Here is a 17,149-nt window from a genome sequence, read left to right on the forward strand (position 1 = left end):
CTGCCCTATCTTGCTCGACGACCGCCGCGCATTTCGGTCGCTCCCGTTCGGTGCCTCAGACCATGTCTGCCCAGGGGTCCGCACGCCGCCACAGCGTCGGCAACTGCAGTTCGACCCCATCTCTGCGTGCACAGGCGGTCAATACGTCGAGCGAGGTGCGCATGTCGTCGAAGGCGTAGGGCAGCGGCCGCAACGGCCTGTCGAGGGGCCGGAAGAAGTCGTCCCAATGCGTCAGCACGACGCGCCGAGCCCCCACCGACAACACCGTCTCCCGCCAATACTCGTCGATGTACTCGCGTGTTCGGTGCCCCAGCTGACCGATGGACAGGTACACCACCTCGGCGGAAAGGCCGTCGAGCATGCCCGCTCGGAACCCGGCGCTGCTGTGGACGAGAGCTCGCCTGCCGCTCGGACGGTGTTCGACTGCCATCGACCACGCCTCACCGCACCGGAACGCTCGCACCCGAGCAGGCTGCCGCAGTGGCCGGTCGATCGTCCCGTGAGCTCGGTCGGGATACGAGTGAACCGACTCGACGAACGTGACGGTGAAATGACCCAGCTCGACTGCGGAACCGTCGGCGACGACGGTGATGCGACCCTCGGGCATCTGCGCGCCCCGCCCGATCTGTGCGGTCGAAGCACCACCGACCAGGGCAGCGCCGGTGCGCAGTGCCACCGCTGCGGAGTCGAGGGCATGATCGAAATGAGAATGCGCGCACACCACCGCGTCGAGCGTCCCGATGCCCGCCCTACGCAACGCACTGTCGATTCTCGGGCCGTCCGAACGTAGCGGCAGCAGAAGGGTTTTCGGCAGGGACGGACGCGAGAAGAAGCCGTCGGTCAGGATCGCCGACTCGCCGTCGTCGAACAGCAGCGTGCTCACCCCGAGAAACGAGACCGACACCGGGGAGCGGGGATTCGCCGATGCCGTGGTGGCGATGTCGGCCGCACCGGGCAGTGGGGGTCTACCGAGCGAACGCGGCACTCTCACGCCTGCGCCGCCAGGGCTCGCCCTGCCTGCCGTCCGCCGAAGATGCATCCACCGAGGAAGGTTCCTTCCAAGGACCGGTAGCCGTGCACACCGCCGCCGCCGAATCCGGCGATCTCACCGGCAGCCCACAGCCCCTCGACGGCATTGCCCATCGAGTCGAGAACGCGACCGTCGAGATCGGTTTGAATGCCGCCCAACGTCTTTCGAGTGATGATGTTCAACCGCACCGCGATCAGCGGACCCGACTTGGGATCGAGAATCTTGTGAAGTGCAGCGGTCCGCGCGATGCGTTCACCGCGCGAGCGCCGGGAATTGTGGATGGCAGAGATCTGCAGGTCCTTGGTGAAAGGATTGTCCACCTCACGGTCTCGCGACTCGATCTGACGCCTGAGGTCGACACCGTCGATCAAGTCCTCGCCGGTGATTCGGTTCATGCCCTGGACCAATTCTTCGAGAGAATCTGCGACGACGAAGTCCTCGCCGTTCTTCTTGAATGCCTCCACCGGTTCGCTGGCACCGGGCAATACCCGCCCGAGAACGAGCTTGAGGTTCTTGCCGGTGATGTCCGGGTTCTGTTCCGACCCGGACAACGCGAATTCCTTCTCGATGATCTTCTGGGTCAATACGAACCACGAGTACTCGAAACCGCTGTCCTGGATCGCTTTCAGCGTTCCCAGCGTATCGAATCCGGGGAAGTTCGGAACCGGAAACCGTTGCCCGCGGGCATCGAACCACATCGACGACGGGCCCGGAATGATTCTGATGCCGTGGTTCTTCCAGATCGGATTCCAGTTCTTGATGCCTTCGGTGTAGTGCCACATTCGGTCCTTGTTGACCAGGCGGCCGCCGGCCTTCTCGGTGATGCCGAGCATTCGGCCGTCGACGTGTTCCGGCACTCCGGAGATCAACGACTTCGGCGGCGTCCCGAGCCGCGCCGGCCAATTCTCGCGCACCAGATCGTGATTGGCCCCGATTCCACCTGCCGTCACCAGCACGGCACCGGCGCGGAGCTCGAACTCACCCACTTCGACGCGGGTACTTCCTGCCCCTCGCTCCGCTGCACTGGCTTCGAGCATCGCACCGCGAACTCCGACCACCGCTCCCCCGTCGACGACGAATCCGTCGACCCGATGCCGAAAACCGAAGCGCACCAGTCCTTTGTCGGCAGCCTCACGTACGCGGCGCTCGAACGGCGCGACGACACCCGGCCCGGTGCCCCACGTCAGGTGGAATCGCGGAACCGAATTTCCGTGCCCCTCGGCCAGGTAGCCGCCGCGCTCGGCCCATCCGACGATGGGGACCCATCGCATTCCCTGAGCGTGGAGCCACGACCGCTTCTCACCTGCCGCGAAATCGAGGTATGCCCTGGCCCACCGATGACCCCAGTAGTCTTCCCCTGCAGGGTCGTCGATGCCGCGATCGAACGTCGCTGTGCCGAGCCAGTCCTGCCACGCCAGCTCCGCAGAATCCTTGATGCCCATTCGACGCTGTTCGGGCGTGTCGACCATGAACAGTCCGCCGAGGGACCAGAAGGCCTGACCACCCAGGTTCTGCTCGGGTTCCTGGTCGAGGAGCAGCACGCGCTTTCCCGCGTCGGCCAGTTCGGCGGTTGCCACCAGTCCGGCCAAGCCGGCCCCCACCACGATCACGTCTGCGTCCATTGCCCCACTCTTCTGCTCGACCCGGGTGTCTCCCTCGACTGTGCTGTCGTCGGCGTCGGAACTCAAGGAAATCGAGTCGAATGAGTATAGGATTTATCAGGTGCTGATAAAGAGTGCGAGGTAGATCGATGTACCCGGCGCGGGTCGCCGTGGTCGCGAAGATCGAATCGGATCTGGGCCCCGTCGTCGCATCCGCAGTACACGCGATTCGCGACGCGATCCCGGTCTACCAGTCACTGCAGGGTCCACAATTGGCCGATGTCGAGGCCATCGCGTATTGGTCACTGAGGCGGCTGATGGCCCTGTGGGCGCACGGCGATCGGACGATCGACGACCGCGACCACAAGAGATTCCGAGCCATAGGTTCCGCACGCGCGGCAGACGGGCGGCCGCTGGCCGATGTGCTGCGCGCGTATCGAGTCGCGTCGAGCGTGTTCGTTCGGCACGTGACAACGGAGTATCTGGAAGTACTCGACCCGCCGGACATCGCCGAACTCGGCCTGGGCGTGCTCGACGCGATCGACGCCATATCCGAGGAGATCATCGGTGCGTATGTCATTGCGCGCGAGCAGCTCACATCCAACCGTGCGCAGGCGCACGCCGCGTTGCTCGACGACTTGCTGGCTGCCAGACACAACTCACCCGGGACGGTGTCGGACCGTACTCGCGAACTCGACCTGAAGCTGCCCACGCAACCGAACCTGCTCGTGGTGCAGTCCACCGATCCGGGCCGACCCATGTCCGACGACACCGTCGAGTCTCTGGTGCTTGCGATGGGCCTCGTCCCTCCGGACCGCACCACAACGGCGGATCAACGGACGCACTTGTGCACTCGGCGCGAACAACGCGCGATCGCGCTGCTGCCGCCGTCGATCCATCGCGCCGAGGTCGACCTCGCGTGTCGGGATCTGCTGCTGCGCGGATGCCTCGTGGAGAGATCGACCGTTACCGATATCAGCAGTTCGTGGCGACTCGCCTCGGAAGCGCTCGAGACCGCACCGGATCACGCGTTCGACGGCCGGGCACTGCTCGATCAGGGCGACGGTCAGCTGTTGGCACTGTTGACAGCGCGCCCGACCGCCGACACGAGCGAGGTGGTGCGTAGCGTGCTCGGCCCGCTGACCGAGGCAGCGAACGAGCATATCCTGCACGGCCTTTCGGCCTTCATCTCCACCGGCACAGCAACGGCTGCAGCCGCCCGACTGCAGGTGCACCCGCAGACTTTGCGCTATCGACTGCGCCGGGCTCAAAAACTGACCGGACGGGATCCGCGTTCGGCGTGGCATCGGTTGGCGCTGGACACCGCGATACAACTACGCCAACTCGGTTGACCCGGCTCGGCTGAATTCGGCGTCGCCGGTGGTCATGCGCACATGCGCCCATGTCCGATTACTCGAGCCCGGGTCGTCGATCCCAGGATCACCGACAGGCGGGATCGAGCGATTCAGTTGATGTTCCACGACTCGACAACATCGAGTCGCCGGCCTTCGGAGTCGTACGTGTAAAAGCCTTCACCGTCCCCGAGACCGGTCTTTCCCGCGTCGATACCCTTTTGCAGTATGTCGGCAAATTTGACCTGATCCTCGCCACCGTGTGCGCGCGCGATATGTGCTGCGACGTTGAAGCCGACAGTGTTGTATATCTGGAACGGACCGGCGGGTGCCCCGGTGGCTATGCGCCACACGTTGTCGATGTCCGCCGGATTGGCAACCCCGCCGACGTAGAGGTTGGCTCCCGCTTGCAGCAGCGGGATCAGCAGACTGTTCAGCACGTATCCCGGAATTTCCTTTCGGACCGGAACGGGAACGAGACCGATCTCCGAAGCAAAGCTCAATACGACATCGAAGTAGACAGGATCTGTTGCAGCAGTTGCCATCACCTCACCGGTGTTGTATCGCCACACGAGATTGGCGAAATGCAATGCGAGAAACTTTTCCGGCCGCCCGGTGGCCTCGGCGAAACTGCTGGGCAGTAGCGATGACGAGTTGGTCACGAAGATAGTTTTCGGCGGGGCGGACGCGCCGATATCAGACCAGACCTTCTTCTTCAGGTCGAGATCCTCCGGAACTGCTTCGATCACCAGGTCGGCGTCCGAAACAGCCTCCGCGACGCTGGTGGTGGTCGTGATGGATTCGATGGCCTTGTCGAAGCGCGCCTCGTCGAAAGTCTTCAGGTCACGCTTGTAGTATCCGCGCATCCATTCCCAGCGGTCCGGCAGCTTGGCTAGAAGTTCGTCGGAAATGTCGTATCCCACAACGGTTTTTCCGTGGTAGGCAGCCTGCATCATGATCTGTGAACCGAGCACTCCGGTTCCGAATACGGTCACGTTCTCAACATCGGTCATGGACGACACACTTCCCTTGATGGAGTCATTGGTTTCGCGCTCTCCAAGTTCTACCGCTGAGCGCGGAGCGACCGCCTCGTGGGGTCCAACAGTGGATCGACTCGACCGACGACAACGCTTTACACTCCACAGGATCCACGGTTCACGCATACTCGAACGATGGCTGTCGATCCCCGTGGAAGAGACCTGAAGCGCTACCTCGAAGAAGACCCCGGTGGTCCGGTGGTGATGCTCAACCTGCTTCGTTTCGCCGAGGGCGGTCGCGACTCCTACGCAGAATATGCGAAAGCACTGGACGAGACTTTCCTCCCGCGCTACGGCGCGACGGTGCTGTACGCGGGCGACGGTTCGACCGCACTTGCCGCCGAGGACGGGCAGGCCTGGGATGCAGTCCTCATGGTCCAGTACCCGTCACGTAAGGCGTTCAGCGAGATGGTGGCCGATCCCGAATATCAGACGGTGACGGCGTTACGGACCGCCGCGCTGAAGGAGGCGGTTCTGCAGGCCACGATTCCGTGGTCGTGAATTCGACCTTCGGCTTCGCATCGTGTTCGCGCCGCGGGGCTTCACGGCGTTGCGAGCAACTTACTGCGGAACAGATCGAGTACCTGGTCCAGTGCCTGCCGCGTCGGCTGACCCGGCTCGTCGATGAGTCCTTCCGTCACGACGGAGTGCGGCGGTCCGAAGGCTTCCGGATTGAACGAGGAGTCGGGCAATTCCACGGAGACGAATGCGTCGCCGAGTTGTTCCCTCAGAAACTCGAACCGTGCAGGGGGACACATCGTGTCGCCCTGGAACCGCATACCGAGAACAGTGAGATCTCCCGCAGCACAACGGCTTTTCACCTTCGAAAGGTCGCCGGCACTGATGTCGATGGAACGACTGCGTGACTTCGATGCCGCGAACGGAAGTGACGGTTGCGACAGCACCGGTGCGATCAATCGATCGTCGGCGGCCATGGCCAGGGCGAACCCGCCCGTGAAGCACATTCCGATGGCACCGACGCCCGGTCCGCCGCACCGCTCGTGTTCCTCGGCCGCCAGAGCACGCAGCCACACCACGACTCGCGACGACTTGCCGGTGGCCAGGATGGTGAATTCTCGACTGATACACGCCGGCACGATGGCGCGAGAGATCGTTGCCACCGTCCCGAGCACGCCCAGGGGCGCGGTCGAAGGATCTTTACCGTCGACGCCGAACAGGTGCGGCACGATCGCGGTGCATCCGATCCCGGCGACGGTGCGCGCGAAATCCGCCACTCTCGGCGTGATGCCCGGCATTTCGGACATCACGATGACCGCCGGCCCGGTGCCGATTCGATAGACAGGCGCCGTGCGCCCGTCTGCGGTGAACTCGGTTCGCTCGAAGTCGGCAAGGGCGTCATCTGTCATCGAAGCGGTCCTCTTTCTCGATCGGCGACATCACTGCGAATACTCACGCAGCAACAGGTACAGCGGAAGCGCGAAGCAAATTCCCACCGAGCCGGTACCGACGGGAACCAGCCACCAATGTTTGACGCCGTGATCTTTCGCATCCCCTCTGGACCAGATCCCGAAAGCGATACTGGTGATACCGAGATCGGCGGTCAAGGCTCGCGTCGGCGTGGACGCCACCCATTCGGAGAAGAACTTCGCTGCGCTGCCCGCGCTCACCCCGTGCTCGCGAAAGTAGCCGACGACGTAGGCATTGGGGACGACGAAGCCGATGACGGTCAGCAGCAGCAGGAGGCGTCGACGAGTGGCGTCTGCGGTTCTCATGACCTCAACGTAGAGCACCGCGCAACACTACCGGCGTGTCGTTCGATTCGACCGAGTCGGCCGGTCCGAGTCAGACGTCCTCGAGCCGGATGCCTTTGGTCTCCTTCATGTAGAAGCAAGCGACTCCGGTCAGGGCAGCGAGGAACATGATGTACACGCCGAAGACCCAGCCCAGATCCAACCCGAGGAACAGCTGGTTGAGATACGGTGCCGTTCCACCGAACACCGCAACCGAGAACGAGTAGGCGAATCCGATTGCCTGCGTTCGGAGTCGGGTGGGAAAGCTCTCCGACAACGTCGACGACAGAATCGAGGCCGGGACGGCGATGACGAGCAGGGCCACCGTCGACGGCAGCAGCAATGACCACCACTGCGTGGAGATCAGCATCGTCAGCGGGATCTGCAGCACGAACATCAGCACTGCGAATGCCGCCAGCATCGGCCGCCGACCGATCGAATCCGAAAGGCGACCGAAGAACGGTAGCGACACCAGCGCTATCAACTGCGCGACGACGAGCATCCAGTAGGCGGTGTCCGGGTTCATCCCGCGCTGCGTGATGGCGAACGTCGAGACGTAGGAGGTCCAGGTGTAGTGCGCCGCCGTGATTCCCGACGTCATTCCGATCATCAACACGATCGCTTTGACGACGGTCTTACGCGCGATCGGTTCTTGTTCGACCTTGTTCTGCTCCGAGTCGAACACCTCGCTCTCGTCCATGTTCTTGCGCAGGTAGAGAGCGAACAGCGCGAGGAGCGCGCCGAGGAGGAAGGGGATGCGCCAACCCCATTGCCCGACAGCAGAGTCCGACAGGGTGGAGGTGATGACGCCACCCACGGTGTATGCCAGAGCCGATCCACCGAAGATGGCGACGAACGCGACGCTGCCCCACATGCCACGTCGGTTCGGTGGTGCGATCTCGCCGACGTAGGAGTACGCCGTTGCCGACTCGCCGCCGTGCGCGAAACCCTGCATGACGCGTGCGAGCAACAGCAGTACCGAGGCCCACGCCCCGATCGCACCGTAGGTGGGCATGATGCCGATCAGCAAGCTGCCGGTTGCCATCATCAGCATCGTGGTGACAAGAACGAACTTGCGGCCCTTCTTGTCCGCGATGCGTCCGAACACGATGCCGCCGAGAGGCCGCATCAGGAATCCGACGGCGAACACCGCAAGCGTGGACAGCAATGCCGAGACAGGATCGGCCTGGCTGAACATGGCCGCCGCAATGAACGGCGCGAACACTGCATAGGCACTCCACTCGTACCATTCGAGTACGTTGCCTATCGTGCTGGCGAACAACGATTTCTTCCGTGAGGAAATATCCGGTGTCGAGCGGGTGTCGTGCGATGATCCGACAGTCATGGAGTGCCACTTTCGATCGAATTTTTTTTCACAGGAACAGGTTTGAGTGCTGCACGTCGAATCTTCCCGGTTTGGGTTTTGGGAAGTTCGTCGATGATGTGGATGGATTTCGGACGCTTGTACGCGGCCAGTCGTTCACGCGCGAAGGCCATCAGTTCATCCGGCGTCGTGGTAGCGTCGCGCCGGAGTGACACGTACGCAACCACCGATTCCCCTTGATAGTCATCCGGCCTGCCCACCACAGCGGCCTCGAACACCGCTGAATGTTCGTAGAGTGCATCTTCGACCTCTCGGGGCCACACTTTGTATCCCGACACGTTGATCTGGTCCTTGAGCCGGTCGACGAGATACACCCAGCCGTGTTCGTCGATGATCGCCACGTCGCCTGTGCGCAGACGTCCCTCTGGCATCGTCGACTCGGACGCGTCCGGATTGCGCCAGTAGCCCGACACCACCTGCGGACCCGAGATCTCCAGTTCCCCTGCAAGTCCTGGGGGTGTCGGCCGGCCCGAAGGGTCGAGCGTTCGTAACGTCACGCGCGGAAGAGGCAACCCGACGGACAGTGAACCGCTGGCCGCGTCCACCGGCGCGCGCACGCCAGGTGGCACGGCAATGACTCCCGCCGTGGTTTCGGTCATCCCGTATGCGTTGTGGATGTAGCAACCGAATTGGGACTCGAACGCGGCGACGGTGGCGGGCGGAATAGGTGCGCCTCCGGAATACAACGCCCTCACCGACTCGAAGTGGGCCCTCGTCGCACCCTCGGTTGCGGAGATCGCGTTGAACACCGTGATCGAACCGATGGTGTAGGTGACGCGATGCTCGACGACAGCGTCGAGAGTGACTGCCGCGTCGAAACGATGCGCGAACACGAGCATGCAGTCGCGGATCAGGGCCACCGCCGCGTCGAGCATCGCGCCGGTGACGTGAAACAGCGGTGCGACGGCAAACACGACGTCGCCGTCGTCGAGACCGGCCCGTTCCCCGAAATCGAGGGCAGTCGCGAAGGCGTTCGCGTGCGAGATCTGCGCGCCTTTCGGCGGACCCGTGGTTCCTGACGTATAGGCCAGTAGCGCCAGATCGTCCGGCTCGGGATCGATTTCGGGGAAAGATCGACCACGGTAGCGGTCGATCAGACCCATCAGATCGTCGTCGGGCCGGGGTGTCACGCGTGACGTCGACGCAAAGACTCGTGGGTCGTCGCGTGTCTGCAGGTCCAGTCCGCTGGTGCTCACGAGCAGTCGAATCGAACTGCCGCGCAACGTCGCCCCCACAGAATCGAGATCGTGTTCGTCGCAGACGAGCGCGACAGGTTCTGCATCGTCGATCAAGGTGCGAAGTTCACGGTTGCGGTACATCGGGTTGAGGATCAACGCGACCGCCCCGATCTTCCACAACGCGAGGAACGTCAAGGCGTACTGCGGAATGTTCTGCAGATAGATGCCGACGCGATCGCCCTGTGACACTCCTCGATCGAACAGTGCGGCGGCAAGTGCATCGGACGCCTCGTCCACCTCGCGCACCGTGAGCACGGCGTCGAAGTACGCCAGCGCCGGCCGGTCCGGGGTGTCGGCGACTCGGCTACGCCAGGCGTCGAGAACAGTCGCAGGCCCGGTCGCGCTGTCGAGGGTCATGAACGGCCCTTCCGCTCGAGCAGACTTTCGGCCCACGTGGACCGACCGAACACTCGCTCGGTCTGCTGTCTCGCTAGTGTTGCGGATCACAACTTTGGTGTCAACCCGGTGCGAACGCCCGGCCCAGTTCGCTCTGCCCTCTACGGTGATCGCATGACCTCGATCGGCGACTGGCGAACATACGAGGGCGCAGCACTGTCCCCAGCGCTGGCGTCGGCCTTGCGCATCTTCGTCGAGCAGGGCTACCACGGCACGTCGGTGCGGCAGATCGCCGCGGGTGCCGGCTTGTCGGTTCCCGGTCTGTATCACCACTTTCCGTCGAAGCAGGCCCTCCTGGTCGGCATCATGAATGCGTCGATGGACGAACTGTTGCACCGGACTCGATCGGCCATGGACGGGGCCGGTTCGTCGCCGAAGGACCGATTCGACGCGGTGGTGGAGTCCTTGCTGCTGTTCCATATCCATCGCCGCGATGCCGCGTTCGTGTGCTCCACCGAGATTCGCAGTCTCGAGCCGGCCAACCGCACCGCCTACATCGCCAAGCGCGACGAAGAGCAACGACTGCTCGACGCCATCGTCACCGACGGAGTCGAGTCCGGGGTCTTCGACACCCCGCACCCCGCGGATGCCAGCCGGGCCGTCACCACGATGTGCATCGGAGTGGCCACCTGGTACCGACCCGATGGCCCGCTGACGCCGGCCGAACTGGTCGAGGTGTACCTCGATATCGCACGCCGAACGGTCGGTGCTGCTACCGGCCGAGGCACTGTACAGAGGACGTGAGTTCCTTGACCGAAACCTGCGTGTATGCCAGTCTTCAAGAGACCGAGCGAGTGTTCGGTCGGTATCGACCAGGGAGTGCAGAATGGCCATCGACCTCACCTTCGACGCAGACGTCGAGAAGCTGATCGACCGAACGCGTACGTTCACTCGCGAATACGTGCTCCCGATCGAGGATCGATTTCTGGGCAATATCGCCGACGCAGGCGGCGACGGCCTCCGGGTCGAGATGCAGTCCGCAGCCAAGGAAGCGGGCGTGTTCGCACCGCACGCACCCGTCGAATACGGTGGGCACGGTCTGTCGATGAGCGACCGCGCACCGGTGTTCGAGGAAGCGGGCTACTCCCTGTTCGGCCCCATCGCACTCAATCTCGGCGCACCCGACGAGGGCAACGTCCACATGCTGGCGCACATCGCATCGCCGGCACAGAAGGATCAATTCCTCGCCCCTCTCGCCCGCGGCGATCAACGATCTGCATTCGCGATGACCGAGCCGGCACCGGGTGCCGGCTCCGATCCCTCTGCCCTCACCACTGCGGCCGAACGGACCGACGGTGGATGGAAGATCAACGGACACAAGTGGTTCATCACCGGAGCCGACGGCGCAGGGTTCTTCATCATCATGGCCCGTACATCCGGAAAGCCGGGTGACCGAGGCGGAGCCACGATGTTCCTGGCCCCGGCCGACACACCGGGCATCACGGTCGGCCGTCATATCGGCACCCTGGACAAAGCCATGATCGGCGGGCACTGCGAGGTGTTCTTCGAGAACGTCTTCGTGCCAGACGAGAACGTTCTCGGGGCCGTCGACGAGGGCTTCGCCTACGCCCAGGTGCGATTGGGACCCGCCCGCATGACCCACGTGATGCGGTGGCTCGGAGCCTCGAGACGGGCGCACGACATCGCCGTCGCCCAGGTGGCCCAGCGCGAAGGGTTCGGCGGCAAGCTCGGCGATCTCGGCATGATCCAGAAGATGGTCGCCGACAACGAGATCGACATCGCCGCATCGCGTGCCCTCTTGATCAAGGCCTGCTTCGAGCTGGATCGCGGCGGCCACGCGAGCAACGAAACCTCCATCGCCAAGACGTTCGCAGCCGAGGCCATCTTTCGCATCGTGGATCGCAGCATCCAGATGTGCGGCGGGCTCGGGGTATCGGACGACCTGCCACTGGCACGGCTTTCGCGCGAAGTACGTCCGTTCCGGGTCTACGACGGCCCGTCGGAAGTGCATCGCTGGGCCATCGCAAAACGAGCGGTCGGGGCAGCGAAGCGCGCCGCACAGGAGCAGTCATGAGCGACCTACCGGGCATGAACCGCGTTGCTCTGGAACGATTCCTGCGTGCCGAGGGCATTGATGTCGACGGTGAGCTGACGGTCGAGATGATCAGCGGCGGTCGCTCCAACCTGACGTACAAGGTGTACGACGACACCTCGACGTGGGTGGTTCGTCGGCCCCCGACCAGTGGCCTGACCCCGTCGGCGCACGACATGGCCAGGGAGTGGGCAGTGACCGACGCGCTCGCGTCCACCGCGGTGCCGGTGGCCGAGACCGTGGCCTTCGACCGAGAAGGTGACGTACTCGGTGCTCCGATGACGGTGGTCCGTTTCGTTCCCGGGCACGTCGTGCGCACACGCGAGGATCTGCGCGATCTGACCGACGAGCAGGTCACAGACAACGCCGCCGAATTGGTGCGGGTGCTCGCCGAGCTGCATGCCGTCGATCCTGCGGCCGTGGGTCTCGAAAAGTTCGGTCGCCCCGATGGTTTCGTTGCTCGTCAGGTCGCCACGTGGGCGCGTCAGTGGCAGACGGTGAAGACACGGGAGCTACCCGACGTCGACCGACTTCACCGGGCCCTCGAAGCTGCGGTGCCCACCGGATCGGCGGCGTCCATCGTGCACGGCGATTTCCGAGTCGACAACACTATTCTCGATGCCGAGGACGTGAGTTCTGTTGCAGCCGTGGTGGACTGGGAGATGTCCACACTCGGCGATCCGTTGACCGATGTGGCGCTGATGTGCGTGTACCGGCAACCCGTGTTCGATGCCGTTCTCGGTGCCGACGCAGCCTGGACGAGCGACCGCTACCCCTCGGCGGCGGATCTGGTGCAGCAGTACGCTGTTCGATCGGGCCGCGAGGTGGACAACTGGGGCTTCTATGTGGCGTTGGCCAACTTCAAGCTCGGTGTGATCGGTGAGGGCATCACCCACCGCGCACTGTCGGGCTCCGATACCGGTGCCGGAGCACGCAACGCCGCCGAAGCAACTGGAGAATTCATCGCGGCCGGCCTCCGAGCACTGTCGGAGGCCTGACCGCAATACTGTTGCTACGCAGCTTCTCTCATGATGCCGATGTGGCGAACGATTCCGGACAGCGCCGGAAGCTCCTGAGGTGCGGACCAGCCGCTCAGGTCGGCGCTGTCGGAGTAGAAGTACTTCTGGTTCGTGTAGTCGTCGTAGTACAACCGCCAGGTGCCGTCGGGCAACTCGACGACGGCGGGCCCTTCCTTGAAGGGACCGAAATCGCGGAAGGTGAGGTCCCGAACGTAGGGACCGCCCAGAGCGGGCGCGATCCAGTGTTCGATGACCTTGTTGCTCTCACCTTTGGTGAATGCGTGGTAGATCGACCCGTCCTTCACCACCGTGGTGTCGATGTGGTCGTTGACGATTCCCACCAACGGAACCGGCGAACTCCACGTCGTCAGGCCGGGATCGGTCGCCGTCATGAGATACGGCACGAACCCTCCGCCGGCAGACAACGACACGATGATGCTGACGCGGTCGCCCTCGACGAACCACTCCGGTGCCCACGCCTTGGTGGTGAACGGGGACAGAGACGGGAGTTCCGAGGACCCGGCCGAGCCGGTACCCGCCCCGGTCCCGGGCAGAAGCAGACAGCAGAACGGGATCGGAAGGTTCTGCAAGAATTCCCAATCCACCCGATTTGCGCTGCGCGCAAAGCCGATTTCCGCGCCGCCGCCCGTCGTATATGTCACGTAGTACATACCGTCGGCGGCTCGAAAGATGCTGGAGTCACGAACCACACCGGAGGGCGGCGTGTACGCGGCAGTCTCGACCGTGGTGAAGTCCGTTCCGTTGCTGGACTGGTACACGTCCATGTTGCGATCACTGTCGTTGCTGAAGGCCACCATGGTGTACGTGACCGCAGGCGCAGCGCTACCCGTACCTGCTGCGCCGAACAGCAGTCCGACGGCGGCGACGAGCGTCATGGGAATGGCGAGGGCGTGCTTGCGCAGGGTCCTGATCACCGCTGAAGTATGTACGACGCACGAGCCCCACGAGTAACAACAGTGCACAGTCGTGCCTGTTCGTTACCGAACGCTACGACTGCGCCGAGTATTGCGACACCGGCTTGGCCTGATACATCTCGTGGTCGGCATCGTCGAGAATGTCCAAGGCAGTGCGAGGATCACCACTGCCGACGGTCACGCAACCGATACTGGCGGTCACCGTCAGTTCTCGGTCTGCCGTCGTGATCGGGGTTGCGAGTTCCGCCCGGACGTCGTCCGCCTCCGACCCCACACTGCACGGCACCACAGCCACGAATTCGTCACCGCCGATGCGTCCGACGAATGCGTCGTCCGGCAGAGCCCGCGTCAAGCGCGCGGCCACGATACCGAGTACGGCATCACCGACCGTATGTCCGTGCAGGTCGTTGATGGTCTTGAAGTTGTCGAGGTCGATGAACAACACCGCCATGGCATCCTCCCGACTCGACCGGGACAGCTCCTGGTCGAGCCGCGCCAGAATCAGCGGGCGATTGGGAAGCCCGGTGAGGTCGTCGTGTGTTGCAGCGTGTTCGAGCTTCATGCTCGTCCGATAGGCATCGGTGACGTCGACGAACGTTGCCACGATCGAGGGTGACGGGCCGCCGAAGTTGAGCATGGTCGCAGTCAGAGACAGCCAGAAATGTCGTCCGTCCCGACGACGTTCGACTCCGATCACCGACTGGCTCGGCTTCCCGGTTCTGCCGGTGACGGCCACGGGGTGCTCGAGTCGCCGAATGGGTTGCTGATCGGTGCCGTACACCCGGAACGGCAGCACAGCGGACTGTCCCGTCGTCGCCGATCCCACCTTGATGTCGAGGATCGTCTTCGCCGCGAGGTTCGCCGACGTGATGCGACCGGCGTGGTCGAGTACGACGACACCTGCCTCCAGCGATTCCACCACGGCGGTGTAATGCTCCTCGGCCCGGCGGACGGCACTCTGGTCGGCGCAGACCAACACGTACCCGTCGGGCATCTGGGCCGCGGCGACCACCATCGCCAACGCCGTCCCGTCCGCGCGCAGATGCGAGTCCCACAGCCGACCGCCGGCCGCGAGAATGGCCACCGGGTCGCAGGGCACCCCCACCGCATTCGATACGGAGAGGCCGAGCACATCTGCTGCGCGCCGTCCGTAGACCGACTCCGCGGCAGGATTCCAACTGGACACGACCCCGTCGGAGGACACCCCCACGATGGCGTCGCTGACGTGCTCGACCAACGCGGCTTGATAGTGCAGCGCCTTCTGTGCGGCCTTGTGTTCGGTGAGGTCGCGAAGGATGACCTGAAATGCAGGTTCTCCGTTCCACACCGTGCGGACCGAGACCGCCTCCATGGTCAGAGTCGATCCATCGAGGGCGAGTACCTCCGCCTCGGAGGCCGAACTGGCGGTTCCGTGCACGTCCAGGGCGGCGATGCGCTCGAGCATCGGCCCGATCGACGCGGCCGCGATGAAGTCGGTGATCGGACGGCCCACCACCGCACCGAGACTGTCGGCGCGCAGATACCGGAGCCCCGCAGGGTTGACGTAGACAAGGTTGCCTCGCCTGTGGACGACGATCGCGTCGGGCGAGTGTTCGATCAGAACCCGATAACGATCTGCGAGACCGGGCGACCCGGGATCGGCTTCGGGGTCGCCGACGACGTCGCGCTCCCCTGGGGCCATCTGCGGTCCTCGCGTTCGTAGGCGGTCTGTCGACACTCGATTCAACCACTTTTGTGGGCCGAGCCGGAATCTTCTGCACGGTTCGATGCTTATGTCCGTTTTCCGACTGGACCCAGTGCTTGTTTGCGGGGCTAAATCGAGGAACCAGCCGAAAACGGCTCGTACAACTCGAGAAGGAACGAGAATCGATCATGACATCTCACGGCATCGACATCAGTGGGATCGGCGCAGTGTCCGGCTACGGCTGGGGTACGGCCGCATTGTGGACCGGTCTGGCCAGCGGTAAGGCTGCCGCCACCTTGCACCACAACCGGTCACACCCGGGCCGCAACCCGGTGTGGCTTGCCAAAGTGCCCGACGGCGGGCAGACCGACGACGGCACCAGCCGCTTCGGCCGCGCACTGCGCGGCGCCGCACGCGAGGCCATCGACGACGCACTCGCTCGTGGCTGGCGTCCCGGTCGGCGGGTCGGTCTGGTCCATGCGGTCGTCCTGGGTGAAGTGGACGAGTGGCGCAACTTCTATCTGGAGGACGGCGGTGTGCGGCGGGTGCGCGACTACCTGACGCTGATGCCGTCGACCCCGGTATCACTGCTGATGCAGGAGCACGGCTTTCACGGCCCGGCGATGAACGTCTCGGCCATGTGCGCGTCGGGCAACGCCGGCCTTCTCACCGCCAAGATGTGGCTCGATACCGGCTTCGTCGACGACGTCGTCTTCGTCGCCACCGACCTGTCTCTGACGCCGGAGAACATCGACCATTTCGTCGCGCTCGGCGTCGGGGTGGTCGACGTGGAACCTCAGGAGGGCTGCCGACCGTTCCAGGAAGGTAGTCGTGGGTTCGGAATGGGCGAAGCAGCAACAGCTTTCGTACTCACCAACCGTAGCGATGCTGCGTACGCGCGGGTACTGGGCGGTTCGATGACTCACGACGCGTTCCACGCGACGTCCATCGACCCGGCCCTGACGCAGGTACGAGACTGCTTCGAAGCCGCCTTGACGGACGCCGGTGCCACGGCGCGCCAGGTGCGCTACCTCAATGCGCACGGGCCAGGCACCGCTCAGTGCGATGCCGCAGAAACGGAAATGCTGGAGACGGTGCTCGGCTCACACGCGCAGGTGTATTCGGTGAAGCCGCTCACCGGGCATTGCCAAGGCGCGGCGTCGGCCGTCGAAACCATCTCTGCCGTCATGGGATTCGATCGCGGACTGGTTCCTGCGGCCCCACAGGTCTCCGACGGACACCCGCAGTTGCTCGACGGATTCACCGCAGCCGAGCCAGGTCTGACGATGAAATCCTCACTGGGAATGGGAGGACACAATTCGGTGGTGGTGCTGGCTCCTGCGTGAGCGACGGTCTGCCGGATGGTTCGCGCGCCCGCACCGTCACGGGCGCGCGAGCCCGTTCAGATCGACACCCCAGCCCCGCAGATCCCGCATTCCTCGAACTCGACGCGTTTCCACCGCGCAACCGGGACGAAGAACAGCGTGAATTGCTGGTACTGCTTCATTCTCGCCCACTGGGTCGTGTTGTGGCACCGCGGGCAGTTTCGCGTTGCGCCAGGGCCGACGTGTTTGCGCTTGCTGCCGAAACCGAAGAGGAGGAACATCATCCCAGCATAGGTGGCTCGAACAGGTGCCGGACTCGGCGCAGCAGTCGTTCGAGCCACCCT

16 protein-coding genes are annotated in these 17,149 nt (G+C 63.9%); 6 read left to right on the top strand and 10 right to left on the bottom strand.

Translation table 11 applies throughout. The features are described 5' to 3' along the window. Window positions 1–55 precede the first annotated feature (55 nt). Together AB0O58_RS08975 and AB0O58_RS08980 are read right to left on the bottom strand one after the other, a co-directional pair. Window positions 56–991, bottom strand: a complete 936-nt coding sequence (locus tag AB0O58_RS08975; protein ID WP_329955361.1) for an MBL fold metallo-hydrolase — start codon at window positions 989–991, stop codon at window positions 56–58. Then, window positions 988–2,652, bottom strand: coding sequence for an FAD-binding dehydrogenase (locus AB0O58_RS08980; RefSeq protein WP_032401244.1), 1,665 nt, complete (start codon window positions 2,650–2,652; stop codon window positions 988–990). Before AB0O58_RS08980 ends, AB0O58_RS08975 begins: the two co-directional genes overlap by 4 nt. A gap of 113 nt (window positions 2,653–2,765) precedes the next feature. Between AB0O58_RS08980 and AB0O58_RS08985 the strand changes: the two genes are divergently transcribed. Continuing rightward, the gene (locus tag AB0O58_RS08985) at window positions 2,766–3,983 is read left to right on the top strand and encodes a helix-turn-helix domain-containing protein (protein ID WP_366238128.1); all 1,218 of its coding nucleotides are present in this window, start codon (window positions 2,766–2,768) and stop codon (window positions 3,981–3,983) included. 113 nt (window positions 3,984–4,096) lie between these two features. Here the strand turns inward: AB0O58_RS08985 and AB0O58_RS08990 are convergent, their stop codons facing one another. Next, on the bottom strand, window positions 4,097–4,996 hold the full coding sequence (locus AB0O58_RS08990) for a 3-hydroxyacyl-CoA dehydrogenase (protein WP_366238129.1): 900 nt from the start codon (window positions 4,994–4,996) through the stop codon (window positions 4,097–4,099). 159 nt (window positions 4,997–5,155) lie between these two features. Here AB0O58_RS08990 and AB0O58_RS08995 point away from each other — a divergent pair, with 159 nt between their 5' ends. Next, on the top strand, window positions 5,156–5,521 hold the full coding sequence (locus AB0O58_RS08995; protein WP_032372979.1) for a DUF1330 domain-containing protein: 366 nt from the start codon (window positions 5,156–5,158) through the stop codon (window positions 5,519–5,521). Between the two features lie 41 nt (window positions 5,522–5,562). On the opposite strand, the gene AB0O58_RS09000 is transcribed toward AB0O58_RS08995, so the two are convergent. From AB0O58_RS09000 to AB0O58_RS09015, 4 genes are all read right to left on the bottom strand, one after another. Continuing rightward, complete coding sequence (locus AB0O58_RS09000; protein WP_032364700.1) at window positions 5,563–6,387, bottom strand: dienelactone hydrolase family protein; 825 nt, start codon at window positions 6,385–6,387, stop codon at window positions 5,563–5,565. 30 nt (window positions 6,388–6,417) lie between these two features. After that, complete coding sequence (locus AB0O58_RS09005; RefSeq protein ID WP_135046238.1) at window positions 6,418–6,753, bottom strand: DUF2834 domain-containing protein; 336 nt, start codon at window positions 6,751–6,753, stop codon at window positions 6,418–6,420. 70 nt (window positions 6,754–6,823) lie between these two features. After that, on the bottom strand, window positions 6,824–8,116 hold the full coding sequence (locus AB0O58_RS09010; protein ID WP_032372980.1) for an MFS transporter: 1,293 nt from the start codon (window positions 8,114–8,116) through the stop codon (window positions 6,824–6,826). Then, entirely contained in the window at window positions 8,113–9,750 is a 1,638-nt protein-coding gene (locus AB0O58_RS09015; RefSeq protein WP_366238130.1) for an AMP-binding protein, read from the bottom strand. The genes AB0O58_RS09010 and AB0O58_RS09015 overlap by 4 nt, the downstream gene beginning before the upstream one ends. Window positions 9,751–9,903: 153 nt before the next feature. Here AB0O58_RS09015 and AB0O58_RS09020 point away from each other — a divergent pair, with 153 nt between their 5' ends. The 3 genes from AB0O58_RS09020 to AB0O58_RS09030 all read left to right on the top strand — a co-directional run bounded on the left by AB0O58_RS09020 (window position 9,904) and on the right by AB0O58_RS09030 (window position 12,840). Continuing rightward, window positions 9,904–10,533, top strand: coding sequence for a TetR/AcrR family transcriptional regulator (locus tag AB0O58_RS09020; protein ID WP_032373097.1), 630 nt, complete (start codon window positions 9,904–9,906; stop codon window positions 10,531–10,533). 82 nt (window positions 10,534–10,615) lie between these two features. Then, window positions 10,616–11,824, top strand: coding sequence for an acyl-CoA dehydrogenase family protein (locus tag AB0O58_RS09025; protein WP_027496173.1), 1,209 nt, complete (start codon window positions 10,616–10,618; stop codon window positions 11,822–11,824). Beyond that, window positions 11,821–12,840: a phosphotransferase family protein gene (locus AB0O58_RS09030; protein WP_283542421.1), complete on the top strand. Its 1,020-nt coding sequence runs from the start codon at window positions 11,821–11,823 to the stop codon at window positions 12,838–12,840. Before AB0O58_RS09025 ends, AB0O58_RS09030 begins: the two co-directional genes overlap by 4 nt. 14 nt (window positions 12,841–12,854) lie before the next feature. On the opposite strand, the gene AB0O58_RS09035 is transcribed toward AB0O58_RS09030, so the two are convergent. Beyond that, entirely contained in the window at window positions 12,855–13,757 is a 903-nt protein-coding gene (locus tag AB0O58_RS09035; protein ID WP_206498327.1) for an arabinofuranosidase, read from the bottom strand. Between the two features lie 112 nt (window positions 13,758–13,869). Then, window positions 13,870–15,477 (bottom strand): diguanylate cyclase, encoded by a 1,608-nt coding sequence (locus AB0O58_RS09040; protein WP_206498286.1) that lies wholly within the window; start codon window positions 15,475–15,477, stop codon window positions 13,870–13,872. A 191-nt stretch (window positions 15,478–15,668) separates the two neighbouring features. On the opposite strand from AB0O58_RS09040, the gene AB0O58_RS09045 reads away from it, so the two are divergent. Continuing rightward, window positions 15,669–16,826, top strand: a complete 1,158-nt coding sequence (locus AB0O58_RS09045) for a beta-ketoacyl synthase N-terminal-like domain-containing protein (RefSeq protein ID WP_032368854.1) — start codon at window positions 15,669–15,671, stop codon at window positions 16,824–16,826. 56 nt (window positions 16,827–16,882) lie between these two features. On the opposite strand, the gene AB0O58_RS09050 is transcribed toward AB0O58_RS09045, so the two are convergent. Beyond that, the gene (locus AB0O58_RS09050; protein WP_032368853.1) at window positions 16,883–17,089 is read right to left on the bottom strand and encodes a zinc-ribbon domain-containing protein; all 207 of its coding nucleotides are present in this window, start codon (window positions 17,087–17,089) and stop codon (window positions 16,883–16,885) included. Window positions 17,090–17,149: the final 60 nt, after the last annotated feature.

The organism is Rhodococcus sp. NPDC080181, from assembly GCF_040702225.1.
GTDB lineage: Bacteria > Actinomycetota > Actinomycetes > Mycobacteriales > Mycobacteriaceae > Rhodococcoides > Rhodococcoides fascians.

What these genes read in the sequence shown, in the direction of transcription:
- AB0O58_RS08980 (WP_032401244.1), bottom strand. Translation starts at nt 2,652, where the DNA reads ATGGACGCAGACGTGATCGTGGTGGGGGCCGGCTTGGCCGGACTGGTG.
- AB0O58_RS08990 (WP_366238129.1), bottom strand. Translation starts at nt 4,996, where the DNA reads ATGACCGATGTTGAGAACGTGACCGTATTCGGAACCGGAGTGCTCGGT.
- AB0O58_RS08995 (WP_032372979.1), top strand. Translation starts at nt 5,156, where the DNA reads ATGGCTGTCGATCCCCGTGGAAGAGACCTGAAGCGCTACCTCGAAGAA.
- AB0O58_RS09000 (WP_032364700.1), bottom strand. Translation starts at nt 6,387, where the DNA reads ATGACAGATGACGCCCTTGCCGACTTCGAGCGAACCGAGTTCACCGCA.
- AB0O58_RS09005 (WP_135046238.1), bottom strand. Translation starts at nt 6,753, where the DNA reads ATGAGAACCGCAGACGCCACTCGTCGACGCCTCCTGCTGCTGCTGACC.
- AB0O58_RS09010 (WP_032372980.1), bottom strand. Translation starts at nt 8,116, where the DNA reads ATGACTGTCGGATCATCGCACGACACCCGCTCGACACCGGATATTTCC.
- AB0O58_RS09015 (WP_366238130.1), bottom strand. Translation starts at nt 9,750, where the DNA reads ATGACCCTCGACAGCGCGACCGGGCCTGCGACTGTTCTCGACGCCTGG.
- AB0O58_RS09020 (WP_032373097.1), top strand. Translation starts at nt 9,904, where the DNA reads ATGACCTCGATCGGCGACTGGCGAACATACGAGGGCGCAGCACTGTCC.
- AB0O58_RS09025 (WP_027496173.1), top strand. Translation starts at nt 10,616, where the DNA reads ATGGCCATCGACCTCACCTTCGACGCAGACGTCGAGAAGCTGATCGAC.
- AB0O58_RS09030 (WP_283542421.1), top strand. Translation starts at nt 11,821, where the DNA reads ATGAGCGACCTACCGGGCATGAACCGCGTTGCTCTGGAACGATTCCTG.
- AB0O58_RS09035 (WP_206498327.1), bottom strand. Translation starts at nt 13,757, where the DNA reads ATGACGCTCGTCGCCGCCGTCGGACTGCTGTTCGGCGCAGCAGGTACG.
- AB0O58_RS09040 (WP_206498286.1), bottom strand. Translation starts at nt 15,477, where the DNA reads ATGGCCCCAGGGGAGCGCGACGTCGTCGGCGACCCCGAAGCCGATCCC.
- AB0O58_RS09045 (WP_032368854.1), top strand. Translation starts at nt 15,669, where the DNA reads ATGACATCTCACGGCATCGACATCAGTGGGATCGGCGCAGTGTCCGGC.
- AB0O58_RS09050 (WP_032368853.1), bottom strand. Translation starts at nt 17,089, where the DNA reads ATGATGTTCCTCCTCTTCGGTTTCGGCAGCAAGCGCAAACACGTCGGC.